A 19,507-nucleotide genomic window follows, 5' to 3' on the forward strand; every position below is an offset into this window, starting at 1 on the left:
AAGGCATTTCACGGGATGTCCAGCATCATCCGGCGGACATCGGCGGCCAGCATGTAGCCGCCGCCCCACACGGTCTGGATCAGTTGCGGGCTGCGGCTGTCCACCTCGATCTTGCGGCGCAGGCGGCTGACCTGGTTATCGACCGCACGATCGAACAGGTGCGCCTCGCGACCCTGCACCATGTCTAGCAGGCGGTCGCGATCCAGCACCTGGCGCGGGTGTTCGACGAAGGCCATCAGCAGGCGGAATTCAACGGATGAAATCGCGACGACCGCCCCGTCGGGGGCGATCAGGCGGCGCTTGAGCGGATCGAGCTGCCAGCCTTCGAAGGCGAAGACCTCGTTCTCGGCCGGGGCGGCGGGGCTGCGCGATGCGCGGCGCAGGACACTGCGGATGCGGGCGACCAGCTCGCGCGGTTCGAACGGCTTTACCACATAGTCGTCAGCGCCGATCTCCAGCCCCACGATGCGATCGGTCGCCTCACCGCGCGCGGTCAGCAGGATGACGGGGATGTCCTTGGCTTCGACCAGATGGCGGCACAGCGAAAGGCCGTCCTCGCCGGGCATCATGATGTCCAGCAATACAAGATCCGGCACCCCGGCGGCGGAGGCACCCTTGCCGGCATCGCGCAAGTGGGTGCGCGCCTCGGCAGCGCTCGATGCCTGCACCACGGCGAACCCCTGGCGGACGAGATAGTCCGCCAGGGGTTCGCGAAGGGCGGCTTCGTCATCGACCAGCAGCACGGTCTGGGACGCGAAATCGTTCATCGGTTCATCTCTCTGCGCTTTCGCGTCTCTTTTATACCAAGTCTCAATAACTTCGACCCATGTCGCTCTCTTCCCTTCAGGGGAGAGATACGCAGGCTTGGCGGCTTGCCCGCCTAGCCGGAGTAGAGAGGGGGCGAAGCGGTGCCATCCCCCTCTCCCAACCCTCTCCCCTGAAGGGGAGAGGGCTACGCGTTCGGATCAACGATCCTTGGTATTACACAGTGTCCGGTTCCGTACAGCCCGGCCTATTCGCCGTCGTCGTCAGGCGCGCCGGGGCCGTCGGGGGCATCACCACCACCACGGCGATCCTTCCAGGCGGCGCGCATCTTCTGATGCATGGCCTGGCGTTCTTCCTTGGTGATCTTGCCGTCCTTGTTGGCGTCGGCCTCGTCGAAGTGCTTGGTGGCTGCGGCCATGAACTCGGCCTTGCTGACGGCACCATCGTTGTTGGTGTCGGCCATCTTGGCCATCATCATGCCCATGCCGCCGCCCATGCCGCGATGACCCCGGCCATGGTGACCGCCGCCGTGCTTGCCGCCCGGCTTGCCATGATCCATTCCGGCCATGTCATCGCCCGGAGGGGGCGGGCCGTCAGGTCCGCCGTGGCCCATCGGTCCGGCCGCCATGAACTCGGTGCGTGAGATCGAACCGTCGCCGTTGGCATCGAGCCTGGCGAACATCTTCGTCTTCATCTCGGTCATGTGTGCTTCACGGTCGGCCTTGTCGAGCTTGCCGTCCTTGTTGACGTCCATGCGGGTGAACATCGCCTCGGCTGCGGCCTGCGATTCCGCGCGGGTGATGACGCCGTCGCCGTTGGCATCCATCTTCGGGCGTTCGTGGCCCTCGGGCATCTGCGCATAGGCGATGCTGCCGATCGCCAGGGTGCCGGCGGAAAGCGCCAGCAGGGTTTTTGCTATGGTCGTTTTCATGGTGTGTGTCCTCTGCTCCCGATCGGGAAATGGGTGAGAGCCACGAGGCGCGTGGGGGAAGGGCGGGGAACGACAATCCGCGCGGCTCTCTGATGACGTTTGTAACGATCAACTGTCGCGTAAGTTTGCCGGGGGGCGGGTTTATTGTCGCCAAATGTGTCACTTGGGCCGCGCTGTTCATGGCGGCGACAGCGTCACGGTGCACTTTTACACGCTGGGGTCAATGCTCTAGAGTCTGATGACGTTATCTCGCACGTCCCCTCCCCGCCGGGGTACACCCCCCTCCCAACCTCCCCCCTTAAGGGTGGAGGAGCAGGTGGTGCAGTCAAACGTCATCACGCCCTAGACCTCACGCTCGCGATGCTGCGTGCCGATGCCGGCGGTCACGAACAGTGCAGTCACCGGGCCGGATACGTCGGCGGTATGCCACACTCCGGCGGGGTTGATCGCATACTGCCCCGCCGCCAGTACCACCGTGCCGATCGCGCCGTCGGCCGCTTCCTGAATCAGGGTAATGGTCCCGGACAGGCAGACCACCAGTTCCTCGCCCTCCGGGTGCATTTCCCAGGAAGTCCAGCTTTCGGCGAAGTCATACAGGCTGACCAGCCGCCCTTCGCGCCCGTCGGCCTCGGTACGCCGGGCATATTCGGCGTACCATTCCATCCCGGTGAACGGCGGCTGCGGTATCACCCGCGCGCCAAGGCCGAGGTGGACGGGGCAAGTGCGCAGGTCAGCCGGTCCGGTCACTCAAAGCACCTTGCATTGCGCTTCGAGCCACGCGCGATCCGCGCCTTCCAGCCGGGGCCCGATCACTTCCAGTACCCTCGCGTGATAGGCGTTCCACCATGCCACCTCGTCGGCGTTGAGCAGCGCGGGTTCGACGAGGCGGCGGTCGATCGGCACCAGCGTCAGCGTCTCGAAACCTAGGAACGCGCCTTCCGCCCCGGCGATCTCGCGCGGTTCGACGAGGATCAGGTTCTCGATCCGGATGCCGTACTCGCCGGTCTTGTAGTAGCCGGGCTCGTCCGAGAGGATCATGCCCGCCATCAGTTCCTGATCCGATCCGGCCTGACCCCCGGCCGCCTTGGAAATGCGCTGCGGCCCTTCGTGGACCGACAGGAAGCTGCCGACCCCGTGCCCGGTGCCGTGCGCATAGTCGAGCCCGGCCTGCCACAGCGAAACGCGGGCCAGCGCGTCAAGCTGGCTGCCGGTCGTCCCTTGCGGAAACACGGCGGTGGCGATGGCGATGTGGCCCTTGAGCACGCGGGTATAGCGATCCTTCACCTCCGCGGCCGGTTCGCCGGGGCCGATCCACACGGTGCGGGTGATATCGGTGGTGCCTTGCGGATATTGCCCGCCCGAATCGACAAGGAACACCGATCCGGGCTCGATCGTGCGGTTGGTTTCTTCCGACACCCGGTAATGCACCACCGCGCCATTGGGGCCCGCGCCCGAAATCGTGTCGAACGAAAGGTCGCGCAAGTCGCCGCCTTCGGCCCGGCACTGCTCCAGCCGATCGGCCGCCGCCATCTCGGTTACCGTGCCGCCCGGCGCGGTTTCGTCCAGCCAGCGCAGGAACCGGGTGACCGACGCGCCGTCAGCGGCCTGCGCATCGCGGTGTCCCTGCTGCTCCACCGCGTTCTTGATCGCCTTGGGCAGCACGGTCGGATCGCGCTCCTCGACCAGCGTCGCCCCGGCCCCGCGCAGCACGTCGAAAATGGCGTTGACCGCGCGTTCGGGATCGACCGCGACGCGCTTGCCGGCAAGGGTGCGCAAGCCCTCTTCGAAAGCGTCGCGCGGGCGCAGGGTCACCGCGTTGCCCAGGTGCTGGCGCAGTTCGGGGGTGACCTTCTCCTCGGCAATGAAGAATTCGGCGGTGCCGTCAGCATGGGCGATGACATAGGACAGCGCCACCGGCGTGCGCTCGACATCCGCGCCGCGCACGTTGAGCAGCCAGGCGATCGAATCGAGCGCGGTGATGACCGTCGCGTCGATGCCTTTCGCGGTCAGCCATTCGGCCACTGCCGCGCGCTTCACCTCGCTTGCCTCTCCGGCGAACTCCTGGCCGTGGACCAGCGCCGGAGCGGGGGAGGGGGCGGGGCGGTCCTGCCACACCGCGTCCACCGGATTGCCGTCGACCGGGACCAGCGTGCCCCCGCGCGCTGCCAGCGCCTTGCCCACCGCCTCGGTCCAGGGGCGCGAATGCAGCCAGGCATCATAGCCGATCCGAGCGCCTTCTGGCGCGTGCGCGCCCAGCCATTTGGCCACGCTGGTCTGCGGCACGCTTTCATAGGCATAGAGCCGCCCGTCCACCTGATCGCGCACCTGCAGGGTATAGCGTCCATCGACGAACATGGCCGCCGCCGGATCGGCCGCCGTATCCGTCAGCACCACCGCCGTGCCCGCCGATCCGCCGAACCCGGTCAGCCACGCCAGCCGCTGGGCATAGGCCCCGACGTACTCGCTCATGTGCTCGTCCGAGATCGGGACGACGAAACCGTCGAGCCCCCGGTTCTTCAGTTCCTTGCGCAGCGCGTCGAGGCGGGCTTCGTGCGTGTTCATCAACATGGGGCATGCTTCCGGCTTGCGGGGGTCATGCCTGCAACATAGATGCGAGCGATGACCAATTCCACCCTGACCCAATCGGCCGACGCGGCGCAGCGCCCCCCCGTCGCAGCAAAACGCCCGCACAGCTTCACCCTGCATGGCACGACCGTCGCGGATGATTACGCCTGGCTGCGCGATTCCGGCTATCCCCAAGTCACCAATAATGAAGTGCTCGGCCATCTTGAGGCGGAGAACGCCTGGTTTGAGGCGCGCATGGCCCCGCACCAGCCGCTGATCGAAGCGCTGTTCACCGAGATGCGCGGGCGGATCAAGGAAGCCGACAAGTCGGTCCCGCAGAAGGATGGGGACTGGCTTTACTGGATCGAATACGAGGAAGGGGCCGAATACAAGAAATGGTGGCGTCGCCCGGTCGGCAGTGCCGAGGATGGCAGCGCCGATGTGCTGATCCTGGATGAAGCCGTACTGGCCGAGGGCAAGGACTATTTCTCGCTCGGCGATCTGGCCACCAGCGCAGACGGCAAGCTGCTCGCCTATTCCTACGATGATAACGGATCAGAGCGTTACACCGTCCACTTCAAGGATCTGGTGTCGGGCGCGATCCTGCCTGACGAAATTCCCGGCACACTGGGCGGGCTGGTCTGGGTCGCGCAGGACAAGGCGCTGGTCTACTCGCTGGTCAACGACGGCTGGCGGACCGATAACGCCCGGCTGCACTGGCTGGGTCGCCCGCTCGCAGACGATGTCGAGCTGTACCATGAAGATGATGACGCCTTCCGCGTCGGTGCCTCGCTTTCGGCGAACGAAAAGTGGCTGGTCGTGGCCACCTCGGACCACGAGACGAGCGAGGTCCGGCTGTTCCAGACCGACGATCCGCTGGCCCCGCCGATCCTCGTCGCGCCGCGCCGTACCGGGGTCGAGTATGACGTCGATGAACGCGATGGCGTGCTTTACGTCCATACCAACGACACCCACGAAAACTTCCGCCTCGCCACCGCGCCGCTCGCCAGCCCGGGCGAATGGACTACCCTGATCGAAGGCTCGGATGCTTTCTATCTGACCGGCTTCGGGTTGTTTCGCGATTTCTACGTTGTCGAAGGGCGGTTGGCCGGGCTCGATCGGGTGGAAGTGCGCTATTACGACGATCCGGCGCGGATCGAGCCGGTGGAATTCCCCGAGGCCAGCTACACCGCCGGGCTCGGCTCGAACCCGGAATGGCACATGACGCACCTGCGCATGAGCTACGAATCGATGGTCCGCCCCGCTTCGGTGCTGGAATACGATGTCGCCGCCCGCAGTTTCCGCACGCTCAAGGTGCAGGAAATCCCCTCGGGCTATGACGCCGATCTCTATACTACCGAAAGGCTGGAAATCGCGGCGCGCGATGGCACCGCCATCCCGGTCTCGATCGTCTACCGCAAGGATCGCGCCGCCGGCGGGGCGCTGCATCTTTACGGCTACGGGGCTTACGGGATCGCCATCGAGCCGGGCTTTTCGACCAGCCGGCTGAGCCTGGTGGACCGGGGCTTCGCTTATGCCATCGCCCACATCCGGGGCGGCGATGACCTTGGCCGGGCGTGGTACAAGGCGGGCAAGCTGGAACGGCGGACCAACACCTTCAACGATTTCGTCGATGCCGCCAAAGGGCTGGTCGATCGCGGCTACACCGCTGCCGGGCGCATCAGCATTTCGGGCGGATCGGCGGGCGGCGAACTGATGGGCGCGGTGGTCAATTCCGATCCCGGCCTGTGGGGCGCGGTCGTCGCGCACGTGCCCTTCGTCGACGTCCTCAACACCATGCTGGACGAGACACTGCCGCTGACCCCGGCGGAATGGCCCGAATGGGGCAACCCGATCGAGGACAAGGCCGCGTTCGATCTGATCCTGTCCTATTCGCCATACGATCAGGTGCGGGCACAGGCCTATCCGCCGCTGATGGTCACCGCCGGGCTCAACGATCCGCGCGTGACCTATTGGGAGCCGGCGAAATGGGTCGCCCGGCTGCGCGACGCCAAGACCGACAGCAACGAACTGATCTTCAAGACCAACATGGGCGCAGGCCACGGCGGCAAGTCCGGCCGCTTCGAAAGCCTCAAGGAAACGGCGGAGGAGTTCGCGTTCATCCTGTGGCAGTTGGGTGTTGAGGCCTGATACCGCGCCTCAATATCTTTGGGTCATGTCGCTATCTCCCCTTCAGGGGAGAGATACGCAGGCTTGGCGGCTTGTCCGCCTAGCCGGAGTAGTGAGGGGGCGAAGCGGTGCCATCCCCCTCTCCCAACCCTCTCCCCTGAAGGGGAGAGGGCTATGAGTTTTTATCGAGCGAAGTCGAGACATGCCGGCGCAGGTCACGGGCGTGAAAGGCTGGGCGCTTACCCCGCCGGTAGCGTGCTCATGTCGATGACGAAGCGATAGCGCACGTCGCTGGCGAGGATGCGCTCGTAAGCCTCGTCCACCTGCTGGATGGCGATCTGTTCGATATCGGCGACGATGCCGTGCTGCGCACAGAAATCGAGCATTTCCTGCGTTTCGGCGATGCCGCCGATCGCCGATCCGGCCAGGCTGATGCGTCGGGCAAGGAAATCGAACGAGTTGGGATAGGTCGGCTGTTCGCCCGCGCCCACCAGTACCAGCGTACCGTCGCGGCGCAGCAGGCGGGTGAACAGCGACAGGTCCTGGTGGGCGGATACGGTGTTGACGATGAGGTCCACGCTGCCGGCATGGCGCGCCAGATCGTCGGCATCGCGCACGTTGACCACCTCGTCCGCGCCGAGCCGCCGTGCTTCGTCTGCCTTGGCCGGCGATGTCGTGAAGGCCAGCACCCGCGCGCCCAGCGCATGGGCCAGTTTCAGGCCCATGTGGCCCAGCCCGCCGATCCCGGCGATGCCCACCGTCTTGCCCGGCCCGGCCTGCCAGTGCCGCAAAGGCGACCACACCGTGATGCCGGCGCACAGCAGCGGGGCCACCGCCGCCAGGTCCGGCTCGCCATGGTTGATGCGCAGCACGAAATCCTCGCGCACCACGATGAAGTTCGAATAGCCGCCGTACGTAGGCAGGCCGGTCTGCTTCTCGGTGCTGTTATAGGTGCCGGTCGCGCCGTTCTCGCAATATTGCTCCAGACCTTCGCCGCAGGACGGACAGGCCCCGCAACTGTCTACCAGACATCCCACGCCGGCCAGATCGCCCACCGCGAAACCGGTGACCGAGCTGCCCACCGCGCTGACTCGGCCGACGATCTCGTGCCCGGGCACGCAAGGGTAGCGGGGATCGCCCCACTCGCCCTTGGAGAAATGGATGTCCGAATGGCACACGCCGCAGTGAAGGATATCGATCCGCACATCATGCGGGCCGAGTTCGCGGCGTTCAAAGCTGAACGGCGCGAAGGGGGTTTCGGCGGCGTGCGCGGCCCAGGCGTGGGCAGTGGTCATGGCAGTCTCCAGGGGGGCGGACGCGCAACCGTGCGCGCCCGGATCGCCAAGGACTAACCATTTGCTCAGCTTATGCCAACCGTCGGTGTTCAGCCGAGCAGGCTGTCCGCCGCCACATAGTCATACCCCAGGTCGCGGGCGACCGCTTCATAAGTGACCTGCCCGGCGTGGACGTTGAGCCCTGCGGCCAGGTGCGGATCGCTGGCCAGCGCCGCCTTCCAGCCGAGATCGGCGATACGCAGGGCATGGGGCAGGGTGACGTTGTTCAGCGCATAAGTGCTGGTGCGCGCCACCGCGCCGGGCATGTTCGCCACGCAGTAATGGACCACGCCGTCCACCACATACGTCGGGTCGGCGTGGGTGGTGGCGTGGCTGGTTTCGAAGCAGCCGCCCTGATCGATGGCGACATCGACCAGCACCGCGCCCTTCTTCATCGTGCCCAGCATTTCGCGGGTCACCAGCTTGGGCGCGGCGGCACCGGGGATCAGCACCGCACCGATTACCAGATCGGCTTCGGCCACCGTCTCGGCCAGGTTGGCGCGGCTGGAGAAGCGGGTCTTGGCGCGCGCTTCAAAATGGATCGCCAGCCGTTCGAGCACTTCGGGGCTGCGATCGAGAATGGTGACATCGGCTCCGAGGCCCACCGCCATCTGCGCGGCGTTGAACCCCACCACGCCGCCGCCGATCACCGCGACCTTGCCCGGAAGCACGCCCGGCACGCCGCCCAGCAGCACGCCGCGCCCGCCATGAGCCTTTTCCAGGGCCGTCGCGCCGGCCTGGATCGACATGCGTCCGGCCACCTGGCTCATGGGCTTCAGCAGCGGCAGCGATCCGCCCGGCCCGGTGACCGTTTCATAGGCGATGGCGGTAACGCCCGACTTGACAAGGTCAGCGGTCTGTTCGGGATCGGGGGCGAGGTGGAGGTAGGTGTAAAGGATCTGCCCTTCGCGCAGCATGGCGCGCTCGGCCGCCTGCGGCTCCTTGACCTTGACCACCATCTCGCACCCGGCGAACACCTCCGCGGCGCTGGCGACGATCTGCGCGCCGGCGGCTTTATAAGCATCATCAGTCGAGCCGATGCCTTCGCCGGCCCCGGCTTCGACCCACACTTCGTGGCCGTGCGCGGCCAGTTCGTGGACGCTTTCGGGGGTCAGGCCGACGCGATATTCGTGGTTCTTGATTTCCCGAACGGTTCCGACGCGCATGATCTTGGCCCTTCTCGATGGTGCGAGGATTTCGATGCCTCCGATAATACGGGCAGAACCGCGCAATGTTTCCCCGAAATTGCGGCTTGCGCGCGCCCTGATCGGGAATATTATCCGGAACATCGCAGAATGTAGGGAAATTTCACCATGGATCGCGCTGACCGCGCTATCATGACGGCGCTGCAAGCCGATTCGTCGCGATCCATCGCCGATCTGGCCGCGCTGGTGAACCTGTCACCCTCGGCCTGCCACCGGCGCACCCGCGCGCTGGAAGAGGAGGGGCTGATCCTGGGTTATGCCGCGCGCGTCGATCCGCGCCGGATCGGACTGACGGTGGAAGTCTTCGTGGAGATCACCCTGACCAGCCAGAGCCGCGAGGCGATGGACCGGTTCGAAAGGGCCGTCGGCGATTTCGACGATATCCTCGAATGCCACCTGATGAGCGGCAGCGCCGACTATCAGTTGCGGGTCGCGGCGCTGGACCTCGACCACTATGACCGTATCCACCGCGATTGCCTGGCCCGGCTGCCGGGCGTCTCCGCCATGCGCACCAGCTTCTCGCTGCGCCGGATCAAGCGCTTCGAGGGGTATTCGGTGCCGGGTTAGGGGGCTGGTCACCCTAGAGTTAATGACGTTGGAGTGCATCGCTTGCTCCTCCACCCTTCAGGGGGGAGGCTGGGAGGGGGGTGTCCCGCCGCGAGGGTAGACGCGCCGCCTTTCGGCATCGCTCCCCCTCCCCCAGCCCCTCCCCGCCGGGGAGGGGAGATGATGTCATCAGAATCTAGACCCGAATTCGCCCCTCCGCCCTCGGCGGTATAAACCGAGGGATGGACCCTGAAACAAGTTCAGGGTGACGAATTTACATGCCGAATGGTGTGGGATACCAGCTACTTACCCGTTCGTGTCGAGCGTAGTCGAGACCCCTCACACGGCCGCCGCCCCTCACGTCCGCCCGTGCGGTTCACGGCTGGGCTGGGTGAGGATGCGGTCGTGCGCGGCGCGCAGGTCGCCGGATTCGTACTGGATCGACAGGCGCTCTTTGTCACGCGCGCGGTACATCGCTTCGGCGCGGTCGATGTCTTCCAGCGACACGCCAAGGCCATCCAGGGCATTGCGCGCCAGCGTGATCGCCGAACCCATGACTTCACGCGCGACCGATCGCACCGGGGTATCCTTGAGCCGCAGCAGCGCGCGCCGGTCGAACACGCGGGCGTGGATTTCCGCCTGGGGGAAAGTTTCGTGCACGGCGTGGAGCAGGCTGTCGGAAAGCTGATCGCCATCGATGCAGAACACGATCAGCGCCGCTTCCCCCGCGCCAGCCTGGCGCAGCATGTCGATCCGGGTGCCGTCTCCGAAATAGACCTTGGCTCCGAAGCCGCTGGCCACATCGATCATCTCTATGTCGGTATCGATCAGCGTCACTTCGATATCGGCGGCGATCAGCACTTGCGCCACGGTCTGCCCGAACCGGCCATAGCCGACGATCAGCGCGGTGGCCCCGTCCGGCTGCGGCCCCTCGCGCTCTTCCTTCAGCGCCGGCAATTCGCGGATGCGGCGCGTCGCCATCATCAGGAACGGCGTGGTGACCATCGACAGGGTGACGATGGCGCTGAACAGGCTGGCCGCCTCTGGCGAGATCAGCCACGACTGGGTGGCCTGCGCGAACAGCACGAAGCCGAATTCGCCCCCCTGGCTCAGCAGCAGGCCCAGCGCCAGCGCGCCGCGCCAGTTCATCCGGAACGCCAGGCCCAGGCCGAAGATTACTGCCGATTTTACCACGATCAGCGCCAGCGCCATCGACACCACGAACATCGGCCGCAGGGCGATCGCCGAAAGGTCCAGCATCATCCCGACCGACATGAAGAACAGGCCCAGCAGGATCGAGCGGAACGGTTCGACATCGGCCTCCAGTTCATGGCGATAGGGGCTGTCGGCCAGCATCACCCCGGCGACGAACGCGCCCAGCGCGGTCGACAGGCCCAGCGCCTGCATCAGCGCGGCCGATGCGATGACGGTGAACAAGGCGGCGAACACGAACATCTCGCGCTCGCCCAGATTGCCGATCAGGCGGAACATCGGCCGGATGACGAAGCGCCCGGCAGCGATCAGCCCGGCCAGCGCGGCCAGCGTCATCAGCACCAGTTGCCATCCCGGCGGGCCTTCGGGCAGGTTGGGGTTGCGGTTCATCGCCGCGATGATGGTGATCAGCGGGATGATCGACAGGTCCTGGAACAACAGGATCGCGAAAGACCGCTCGCCGAACGGGGTGTGCAGCCGCCCGGCGCTCTGCAGCAGCGGCAGCACCTGCGCGGTGGAGGAAAGCCCGAGGGGCAGTCCCAGCGCCAGCGATGCCTGCCAACTGAAGTGCACCGAATAATGGATCACCGCCGATATCGCGAGCCCGCACAGCGCCACCTGCAACAGGCCCAGCCCGAAAATTTCGTGCCGCATCCGCCACAGCCGCGGCGGGGCGAGTTCCAGCCCGACGATGAACAGCAGCAGGGTGATGCCCAGTTCGGCGATGCCGATCTTGCTTTCCGGATCGCCGATCAGGCCGAGCGCGTAGGGGCCCAGCACCGCCCCCGCCAAGAGGTAACCCAGCGTGGCACCGAGGCCCAGGCGGCGGAACAGCAGCACGAACATCAGCGCGGTCCCCAGCAGAAGCACGCCGTCGCGCAGCAGGAAGGCCTGGGTCTGGTGTTCCATCAATGACTTTCGCGAGGGGGACCGGGGGGACTCGCCCCCATGTAGGGGCAATGCGCCGAAGAGGGAAGCTACCGTGCCGTCCCCGGCCGCAGCAGATCGTATGGATTGACGGGGCTCGCCTCGTCGTACCACTGCCGTTCGGGGTCGATGTGCCAGACGGCAAAGTGCAGGTGGGGGGCGTCGGGGCTGGCGTTGCCGGTGGTGCCGACGCGGCCGAGCGGGGCACCGGCGTTTAGCCGCTGCCCTTCGGCAAGGCCGGGCACGTAACTGTCGAGGTGGGCGTAATAGGTGATGGTGCGCCGGTCGGCCGAGCGGATGTAGATCGTGTTGCCGCCATCGGCCGACGTGAACAGCTTCTCCACCGTGCCCGGCGCGGCGGCGGTGACGAGGGTGCCGGGCGGGGCCATGATGTCAAGCGCGTCGTGCCGGCGCGCGCCGTCCTCGCGGCTTTGGGAGAAGGTGTCGGTCAACTGGTCGAACCGGACGCCCGCCACCGGGATGTGCCAGTCCGAGCCGTCCTGCGCGTTGGCCGGCGGCGCGGCGAGGCCGGCGGGCGCGGGGATGTGGCTGCCGGTCTGCCGCATGTAGAGCCAGCCGCCGACGCCGAACCAGAACAGCGTGGTCAGCAGGAACGTCGTCCCCACCGCGCGTGCCTGCAGTTGCCAGCGCGGCTCCATCTCAGGCCTCGAACAGCACTTGGGTGCCGGGGTGGACCATTTGCGCCAGCCGGGCCACGTCCCAGTTGGTCAGCCGGACGCAGCCGTGGCTTTCGGCGCGGCCGATCGTGGCCGGTTCGGGTGTGCCGTGAATGCCGTAGTGTTCCTTGGACAGATCGATCCAGGCGACGCCCACCGGGCCGTTGGGCCCCGGCGGCAGGTGAAGCTTCTGCTTGTCGTCCGACACGTCCCAGAACAGCTTGGGATTGTAGACAAAGTCCGGATTGCGGGCGAGGCCGTTGACCTTCCATTCGCCCAGCGGCAGCGGATCGTGGCGCGATCCCATCGTCGCGGTGTACATCGCCACCAGCTTGCCCTGCTTGTCGAACGCTTTCAGCGTCCCCTTCGATTTGCTGACGACGATCTTGTCCGCTTCGGGCTGATCGGTGCTGACGCCCAGCATGCGCAGCGTGCCCAGCCAGGCCGCGTCGTTCACGCGGGCGGCATCGGTGCGATCATGGCCGACGTTAGGCACGCGGATCTGCTGGCCGGCGCGGAAGGTGCTGCGGGCGTCTTCGGAGACGCCGGGCGGCAGCGGCGGCGCGGGCCGGGCACCCGGCTGCGGATTGAGGGTTCGCAGCACGGCGACCGTGGTGTGGAAGCGCTCGGCCAGCTTCTCGTCAAGCGACTGGTAGGCCAGCGCCGGCAGCTTCGCCTGATCCTCCGGCTTGGGCGGGGTGGGGGCGAAGGGGCCGGCGGCAAAGTCTGCCGGGATCGTCACCACCCGCGTCGCCGGGATATTGGCCCAGGGCCTGAGCGCGGCGAGGGTGGCGTCGTCGATCTTGCCGGTGACGTCCAGATCGTGCGCTTCCTGGAAGCCGGCGATGGCGTTGCGGGTGGACAGGCCCTCGGCTCCGTCGATCACGCCGGGCGTGAAGCCCAGCCGATCGAGCACCACCTGCATCTGCATGACCGGGCGTGGCCTGTCGTCGGCCTGAGCCGGGGGCAGTGGTTCGCCGGGCCGGGGGTCGTGCGCGGCGAGCGGATCGGGCGCGGGCGCGGCCGGGCGCTCGGCTTGCGTCCCGTCGGAGGTGTCGGACTTGTTCGGGGCCATGTTGCAGGCGGTCAGCATCGCAACAAGGGGAAGGGTGGGCAGCCAGGCACGCATCGACGATCTCTCCATCGGCGGCGCAAGCGGGCCGCCGCTGTTCGAGGATCTAACGCGCCGCGTCGTCGATGGCTGCGCGGCCAGCGGCGGGGTCGGCACCATCGCGCGCGGCGGATGGGCGCGGCTGATCGCCCGCCGGCGAACGCGGGGATAACGCCTCAAGGAGAAAGGGCACGGCGGCGCGGCCGGCGTCGGGTGCCCGGCGCGACGGGCGTGGCTGGCGCTTCTTCAGTGCGAACGGCGGCGGGGGAAGCACGAAACCCGCCAACTCGGCCCTGCAGGCGAGGCGCCGGCGGGACGGGCTCGCTCCCCTGCCGCCAACCTTCCGGCACGCCGGAAGCAAAGACCTTGCCGCGAATGCAGGCGGCCCACCTGCGGGGACGCCGGCCGCGTGGCGGTTGGTGGAAACAAAGGCCACTCGCCTCCCCGCACCCGCCGATGTGGTGGATTTAACCTATATGGTACAATTTGTCAAGATTGGGAGTGATTTTGGTTAGCGGAAGGGGCGGCCGAAAGTTCGAGCCCCTCCCCTTACGCGGTGTTGCCGCAATTCCGGTTTGATCACGCCGGCTAGCAACCCACGGTACTCGATGCCCGGCGGCCATTACCGCAGTCCTCTGTGGGATACCACCCAGCAGTGCCGACGGCCTCCCCAATACCCGCGGCCCTATTGAACTTCCTGCGATTACCTTCAGCGACCGACGGCGGCGCGTTGTTATCACAGACCGAAAAATCGCTGGTGTAAAAACAGGTTAGGACATTTCCGGAAAAAGCGACTTCTATAAAATCTCTGGATGTATTGCCGTAGCTTACTCTTACTATTCTATCCACCTTGTAAGGCAGGACCGGTTGGTGCACTCCGGCGTTTACGAGTGGTTTGACAAATCCAACAATCATGGGCTCTCTAATATAGTAGTCTGGAATGGCTTCCGACGCATATCGCCTGGCAATATCCTCCGAGAGGCGTCGGAATGGATCAGGTACTTGAGTTGTAATGACACGATTAAAGTTCAATTCGCGCCCAGTTGCAGTTACGACGCGAAAACCGGACAGGCCCTGTGCAGCAAGATTTTTCATTCGCGTCATCGTCGGGGGAGGTTCACTCAGGGATGCTCCGGCCGTAGCGAAGCGCCCGTCGCTTTGTGGAGCGCGGTTTGAAGGTTGTCTGACGGGGGCGGCCTGAGACACTGCCGGGGGGGAATAGCTTTGGCCGCCAGGAACAGGCTGTGGCTGCATCAGCTTAGGCGGCAGCGGCGCGGAAGCGATACGCGAACTGGTTGCCTGCGAGGTAGTCAAAGCCGGGGAGTTGATCGACGCGGTGGCGGGAGAATTCACAAGCGCGGCTATTCCTGCCCGTTCACAGCCTAAAGGAATTTGTGCGCGGCAGGCACGGCCATAGTATTGAAGCGATCGCTCGCGGTCCCGCGCGACGCCCTCACCAGTGTCATATGCCTCACCGAGGGTAGCGCACGAAAGCCCATCGCCCTTATCACAACCTTCTGAAAGATATCGTAGTACCTTACTCTCGTCGCGCTGCTGACCGTACTTTCCCTTATGAAATGCTCTAGCCAAATCAAAGCATGCACCACCATCACCACCGGCGCATCCTCTATTCAGATAAATCATACCTTTTTTCGTATCCTGCGTGAGATCAATGGGATCCAAGTAGATTTGGCCCAGCCCGGTGCACGCCTTCGCAACATTGTCCTCGCAGGCAGCACTGTACAAAACTGCTGCTGCCGCTTCATCGTTCATTGCAAGCATATCGGCTTTTGTGACGCGCAGGTCCTCGTTTGCAGGTGTTTGCGAATAGGCCGAATCTGCAACGCCGGTTCCTAAGAGCAGAAGGAGAGCCGAAACGGCTCTTGCCTGGCGCAGCCAAGCGAAAGCGACGCTCAACCGACGCCCAGAAAACCTATTCGCAATTGTAGCCTTTGTGCACCAGAACACCCCACCCATTGCCCATGCTCCTAATCGGCAACAATAGATGTCCATGATGAAGCCAATGGCCCGGTCGGGCAAGCCGAACCGGTACGAGAATTACAGTGATGGTGTGCCTAAACCCTAAATAATTTTCCGGTTTGGCCCCGACGATACGCCTTCCCTGTCACCGGAATTCCCGGCGATCAGGGGGCGCGGCGGGCGATCTGGACCGCGCAGGCCTGCGTCGCCAGCGGCGGGGTCGGGACCATGGCGCGGGCATAGAAGGCCAGCGTGGCATCGCCCGCCTCGGGCTGGGACAGGGCATCGGCGACATCGCGGAACGCGGCGCACGAGGTCAGCGTCAGCGGGCCCTGGCCGTAGCGGTTGCCCAGCCGGGTGACGAAATTGTCGAGATCGTGGGCCCCGGCTCCGTCCTGCGCGGCGAGGTGCGTGGTCAGGCGATGTTCGGCGTCGACCAACTGCTTGCCCAGCGCGGTTTCGAACGCGATCAGGCTGGGCGCGAAGTCCAGCCCGGCGGTGCGGCAGCGCATCTGCGTGACCAGCATCCCGGTGTGGAATTCCTGGATGCGCGAGGCTTCGACCACCGTGTTGTCGGCACAGGTCGCGGCCTGCGCCGTGGTGGACAGCAGCAGCGCGGCGGCGGCGGCGAGAATGGTGGTGTTACGCATGGGCGCTGTCCTTTGCGCTATCTTCCTGGGCCTGGCGCTCTGCCTTGTCGCAATCGCCGACCGGGGCGGTCATGATCTGCTGGAACAGCGCCTGATAGCGGGCGCTGTCATCGAAATAGCGGCGGGCGACCGGATCGAACGCGATCGCCGCCTGCGCCGAGGCGTTCATCGCCGGCACGTCGTGATTGGCGGCCACGGCATCGTAGAAGCGCCGCAGGTCCTGCATGTGCGCCACGGCCAGGCGGTTGTTCTCCATCGCCTGGCGCTGCGCGGGCACGAAGCGGCGATCGTGGAAGGCGTTGCGATCCTCGGCCGAGCAGAAGCGGGCGGGCGGCACCGGCGCGCTGACGGCGGCAAAGGCCGGCGCGGGCGGCAGCGCCGGTGCCTCGGCCTGGCCGCCCAGCACCGTCTGGCTGGCCCGGGTCAGGCGTTCGGCGAGCGAGGCGGCGGCAGGCTGCATCGGGCTCGCGGTGGCCGGTACCATGGCCGGTGCTACGGCTGGTGCTACCGGAGGGGGCGCGGGCGCGATCGCTGCCGGGACCGGAGCGACAGCCTGGACCACGGCAGCCTGCGGTACGGCCGCCGGGCGAACCGGCGATCCGCATCCGGCCACTTGCGCCATCTTGGCGCGGGCCAGCGCGCCGAAGGTTCCGGCCGGGTAGGCATCGAGATAGGCCTGGTACTGCGCGCAATCGCCGCTGCCCATGACCGATTGCCAGAACGTCAGCTCGAACGCCGATCCGGTGCCGGCTTGGCCGGCAACCGCTGTACCCGGCAGGCCGGCGACAGCTTGCGCCGCCAGCGGCGATGCCGCGCATGTCGCGGCAACAAGCGCGACGGCAAGCGCGCCCATGTGCCGCCCAGATGGCGGCAAACCCCGTGCAGTCCCCATTGTAACGACCCCTTAGTACCCGGGTCGGTTATCGCGGGGGATGCTTGCCTAAAACGATTACAGGTGCGGTTAAGAGCCGTGTAACACTTTGAAACCGCTCCATATTGGATGGAAACCGGCGGAATGCGGCGGTTTCCGCGGGTTGTGCTACAAAGGATTGCCGTTTTCGTCGCGATAGATGTCCCGCCGGCCTACGTGGTTGGCCGGGCCGACGTAGCCGTCCTGCTCCATGCGTTCCACCCACTTGGCGGCGGTGTTGTAGCCCACGCCCATCTGGCGCTGGAGCCACGAGACCGAGACCTTCTGGTTTTCGAACACCAGATGGCAGACCTGCCGGTACTTGCGCTCTTCCGGCGCGTCGGAGGCGGTGGCGTCGAGGTCGTCGAAGCCGAACGAGCCTTCCTCGGGCTCCTCGGTCACCGCGTCGACATAGTCGGGCTTGCCCTGGCCGCGCCAGTGGTCGGCCACGTGCTCCACTTCCTCGTCGGAAACGAACGGGCCGTGGACGCGGCGGATCGGGTCGGTGTTGGGCTTGTAGAGCATGTCGCCCTTGCCCAGCAGTTGCTCGGCGCCCTGTTCGCCCAGAATGGTGCGGCTATCGATCCGGCTGGTGACCGCGAAGCTGATGCGGGTGGGCAGGTTGGCCTTGATGACGCCGGTGATGACATCGACGGAGGGGCGCTGTGTCGCCATGATGAGGTGGATGCCGGCCGCGCGGCTCTTCTGCGAGAGGCGCTGGATCAGCACTTCGATTTCCTTGCCGACGGTGACCATGAGATCGGCCAGCTCGTCGACGATCAGGACGATCTGCGGCAGCGTCTCGTAATCGAGCTGGCGATCCTCGTACAATTCCTCGCCGGTTTCGGGATCGAAGCCGATCTGGATGCGCCGGCCCAGCGGCTTGCCCTTGGCGGCGGCGGCGCGGACCTTTTCGTTGAAGCTGGCAAGGTTGCGCACGCTGATCTCGCTCATCTGGCGATAGCGGCGCTCCATCTCCTCGACCGCCCACTTCAAGGCGCGCACCGCCTTGGGCGGTTCGGTGACCACGGGTGAGAGCAGGTGGGGGATATCGTCGTAGCTCTTGAGTTCCAGAACCTTGGGATCGACGAGGATCAGCCGGCACTGCGCCGGGGTCATCCGGTAGAGCAGCGAAAGCAGGATGCAGTTGAGCCCGACCGACTTGCCCGAGCCGGTGGTGCCCGCCACCAGCAAGTGCGGCATGGTGGCGAGGTCGGCCACAACCGGTTCGCCGGCGATATCCTTGCCGAGGATAATCGGCAGCATGCCCTTGTGGTGGGCGAACGCTTCGGAGGCGACCATTTCCTTGAAGCTGACCATCTGCCGATCGGCATTGGGCAATTCGATACCCATCACCGTGCGGCCGGGGATGGAGGAAACGCGCGCCGAAATCGCGCTCATGTTGCGGGCGATATCGTCGGCCAGGCCGATCACGCGGCTGGCCTTGATGCCCGGCGCGGGCTCCAGCTCGTACATGGTGACGACCGGGCCGGTGCGGACAGCCGTGATCTCGCCCTTGACGTTGAAATCGTCGAGCACGGTTTCGAGCAGGCGGGCGTTGCGTTCGAGGCTGAGCTTGTCGACCCGCGGCTTGGTGTTGGGGCCGGGATCGGTGAGGATATCGAGCGGGGGCAGGGCGTACTTGTCGAACAGGTCCTTCTGGCGACTTTCGGCCCCAAGCTGCGCGGGCTTGGCCGGGCGCGTGGGGTCGGAGATTTCGGGGGCCTTGCGCGGCTGGTCCGCCGCTTCGGGCTCTGCCTTGGGCTTCGGCCTGGCGGGCGTGGCGGCACCGTCCTCGCGGGTGGAAAACGGCAGGTCGGCGGGCGAGGGCAGCGCCGCGGCGGCGCGGGCGATGCGGCCGGCACCGATCCGGCCGGGCAGGGTCAGCAGGCGTCCCCAGTCGAGCGCGAAGACCTTGCCGGCCAACGCCACCCCCGCCAGCAGGCAGGCCAGCGCCACGACGATGCGTATCCACGGCTGGCCGGCTTCGGGCGCGAAACCGGCCAAGGCATTGACCGCGCCCGCGCCCAGGAGGCCGCCGATCCCGCCCATCGATGCGGGCAGGGTGCCGCCGGGCTGGGTGAACAGCAGCGACAGCACGGTCGAGATCAGCACCATCGCCAGCGCCAGCAGCGCCACCGGCGTCCACCAGCGCTGGTCCGAATGCTCCACCTCGCTGTCATCCTCCTCGACCAGCAGCCACAGCTTGCGGGCGAAGACATAGAGCAGCGGCACGAACAGTGCGGAAACCGGCCCGAACAGCAGCAGCGCGCTGTCCGCCAGCCAAGCTCCCACCGGACCCATCCAGTTCTGCGTGATCCCGCCCGCTGCGGTCGATCCCGAAGGGTCGGTCTGGTGGTAGCTGACCAGCGCCAGCGCCAGGAACAGCATGGCGGCGAACAGCAGCACTGCCGCCGCCAGCTCTCCGGCGCGGCGCAGCGAGCGCTTGAGCACCGAGCGCCAGTCCGGCTTGGCGATCCGCCGTCCGGGCGCAATGGGCCGGGTTGCCATGACCTGTTCCTTCCAGTTGCCGCCTGCAATAGGCGCGCGGGATAATGCGCCGG

The 19,507-nt window shown here is 66.1% G+C and carries 16 protein-coding genes; 3 read left to right on the forward strand and 13 right to left on the reverse strand.

All coding sequences use genetic code 11. The features are described from left to right. Window positions 1-8: 8 nt before the first annotated feature. From IE122_RS14685 to IE122_RS14700, 4 genes are all read right to left on the reverse strand, one after another. Window positions 9-767 carry a response regulator gene (locus tag IE122_RS14685; RefSeq protein ID WP_189622001.1) on the reverse strand — a complete coding sequence of 253 codons (759 nt, stop codon included), beginning with the start codon at window positions 765-767 and terminating at the stop codon, window positions 9-11. A 245-nt stretch (window positions 768-1,012) separates the two neighbouring features. Continuing rightward, the gene (locus IE122_RS14690; RefSeq protein ID WP_189622002.1) at window positions 1,013-1,696 is read right to left on the reverse strand and encodes an EF-hand domain-containing protein; all 684 of its coding nucleotides are present in this window, start codon (window positions 1,694-1,696) and stop codon (window positions 1,013-1,015) included. A gap of 342 nt (window positions 1,697-2,038) precedes the next feature. Further along, the gene (locus IE122_RS14695) at window positions 2,039-2,443 is read right to left on the reverse strand and encodes a cupin domain-containing protein (protein WP_229814221.1); all 405 of its coding nucleotides are present in this window, start codon (window positions 2,441-2,443) and stop codon (window positions 2,039-2,041) included. Then, on the reverse strand, window positions 2,444-4,264 hold the full coding sequence (locus IE122_RS14700; RefSeq protein ID WP_189622003.1) for an aminopeptidase P family protein: 1,821 nt from the start codon (window positions 4,262-4,264) through the stop codon (window positions 2,444-2,446). A gap of 42 nt (window positions 4,265-4,306) precedes the next feature. Here IE122_RS14700 and IE122_RS14705 point away from each other — a divergent pair, with 42 nt between their 5' ends. Then, window positions 4,307-6,412 (forward strand): S9 family peptidase, encoded by a 2,106-nt coding sequence (locus IE122_RS14705; protein WP_189622004.1) that lies wholly within the window; start codon window positions 4,307-4,309, stop codon window positions 6,410-6,412. Window positions 6,413-6,630: 218 nt separating this feature from the next. Here the strand turns inward: IE122_RS14705 and IE122_RS14710 are convergent, their stop codons facing one another. Both IE122_RS14710 and ald read right to left on the reverse strand, forming a co-directional pair. Beyond that, the gene (locus IE122_RS14710; protein WP_189622005.1) at window positions 6,631-7,686 is read right to left on the reverse strand and encodes an NAD(P)-dependent alcohol dehydrogenase; all 1,056 of its coding nucleotides are present in this window, start codon (window positions 7,684-7,686) and stop codon (window positions 6,631-6,633) included. A gap of 89 nt (window positions 7,687-7,775) precedes the next feature. Further along, window positions 7,776-8,891, reverse strand: a complete 1,116-nt coding sequence (ald, locus tag IE122_RS14715) for an alanine dehydrogenase (RefSeq protein WP_189622006.1) — start codon at window positions 8,889-8,891, stop codon at window positions 7,776-7,778. Window positions 8,892-9,038: 147 nt separating this feature from the next. Here ald and IE122_RS14720 point away from each other — a divergent pair, with 147 nt between their 5' ends. Next, the gene (locus IE122_RS14720; RefSeq protein ID WP_189622007.1) at window positions 9,039-9,497 is read left to right on the forward strand and encodes an Lrp/AsnC family transcriptional regulator; all 459 of its coding nucleotides are present in this window, start codon (window positions 9,039-9,041) and stop codon (window positions 9,495-9,497) included. A 336-nt stretch (window positions 9,498-9,833) separates the two neighbouring features. On the opposite strand, the gene IE122_RS14725 is transcribed toward IE122_RS14720, so the two are convergent. From IE122_RS14725 to IE122_RS14735, 3 genes are all read right to left on the reverse strand, one after another. Then, window positions 9,834-11,597, reverse strand: coding sequence for a cation:proton antiporter domain-containing protein (locus tag IE122_RS14725; RefSeq protein WP_189622008.1), 1,764 nt, complete (start codon window positions 11,595-11,597; stop codon window positions 9,834-9,836). A gap of 68 nt (window positions 11,598-11,665) precedes the next feature. Continuing rightward, complete coding sequence (locus tag IE122_RS14730) at window positions 11,666-12,274, reverse strand: M23 family metallopeptidase (RefSeq protein ID WP_189622009.1); 609 nt, start codon at window positions 12,272-12,274, stop codon at window positions 11,666-11,668. Between the two features lies 1 nt (window position 12,275). After that, the gene (locus IE122_RS14735; RefSeq protein ID WP_189622010.1) at window positions 12,276-13,421 is read right to left on the reverse strand and encodes a L,D-transpeptidase family protein; all 1,146 of its coding nucleotides are present in this window, start codon (window positions 13,419-13,421) and stop codon (window positions 12,276-12,278) included. On the opposite strand from IE122_RS14735, the gene IE122_RS14740 reads away from it, so the two are divergent. After that, the gene (locus tag IE122_RS14740) at window positions 13,402-13,575 is read left to right on the forward strand and encodes a hypothetical protein (RefSeq protein WP_189622011.1); all 174 of its coding nucleotides are present in this window, start codon (window positions 13,402-13,404) and stop codon (window positions 13,573-13,575) included. The two genes, IE122_RS14735 and IE122_RS14740, sit on opposite strands and share 20 nt — an antisense overlap. Window positions 13,576-13,991: 416 nt before the next feature. On the opposite strand, the gene IE122_RS14745 is transcribed toward IE122_RS14740, so the two are convergent. From IE122_RS14745 to IE122_RS14760, 4 genes are all read right to left on the reverse strand, one after another. Beyond that, window positions 13,992-15,320 carry a tetratricopeptide repeat protein gene (locus IE122_RS14745; RefSeq protein WP_189622012.1) on the reverse strand — a complete coding sequence of 443 codons (1,329 nt, stop codon included), beginning with the start codon at window positions 15,318-15,320 and terminating at the stop codon, window positions 13,992-13,994. Between the two features lie 227 nt (window positions 15,321-15,547). Beyond that, window positions 15,548-16,033, reverse strand: coding sequence for a hypothetical protein (locus IE122_RS14750; RefSeq protein ID WP_189622013.1), 486 nt, complete (start codon window positions 16,031-16,033; stop codon window positions 15,548-15,550). Beyond that, window positions 16,026-16,886, reverse strand: a complete 861-nt coding sequence (locus IE122_RS14755) for a hypothetical protein (RefSeq protein ID WP_189622014.1) — start codon at window positions 16,884-16,886, stop codon at window positions 16,026-16,028. The genes IE122_RS14750 and IE122_RS14755 overlap by 8 nt, the downstream gene beginning before the upstream one ends. A gap of 186 nt (window positions 16,887-17,072) precedes the next feature. Next, window positions 17,073-19,454 (reverse strand): FtsK/SpoIIIE family DNA translocase, encoded by a 2,382-nt coding sequence (locus IE122_RS14760; protein WP_189622015.1) that lies wholly within the window; start codon window positions 19,452-19,454, stop codon window positions 17,073-17,075. Window positions 19,455-19,507 lie beyond the last annotated feature (53 nt).

Source organism: Novosphingobium colocasiae (assembly GCF_014652555.1).
GTDB classification, from domain to species: Bacteria; Pseudomonadota; Alphaproteobacteria; order Sphingomonadales; family Sphingomonadaceae; genus Novosphingobium; species Novosphingobium colocasiae.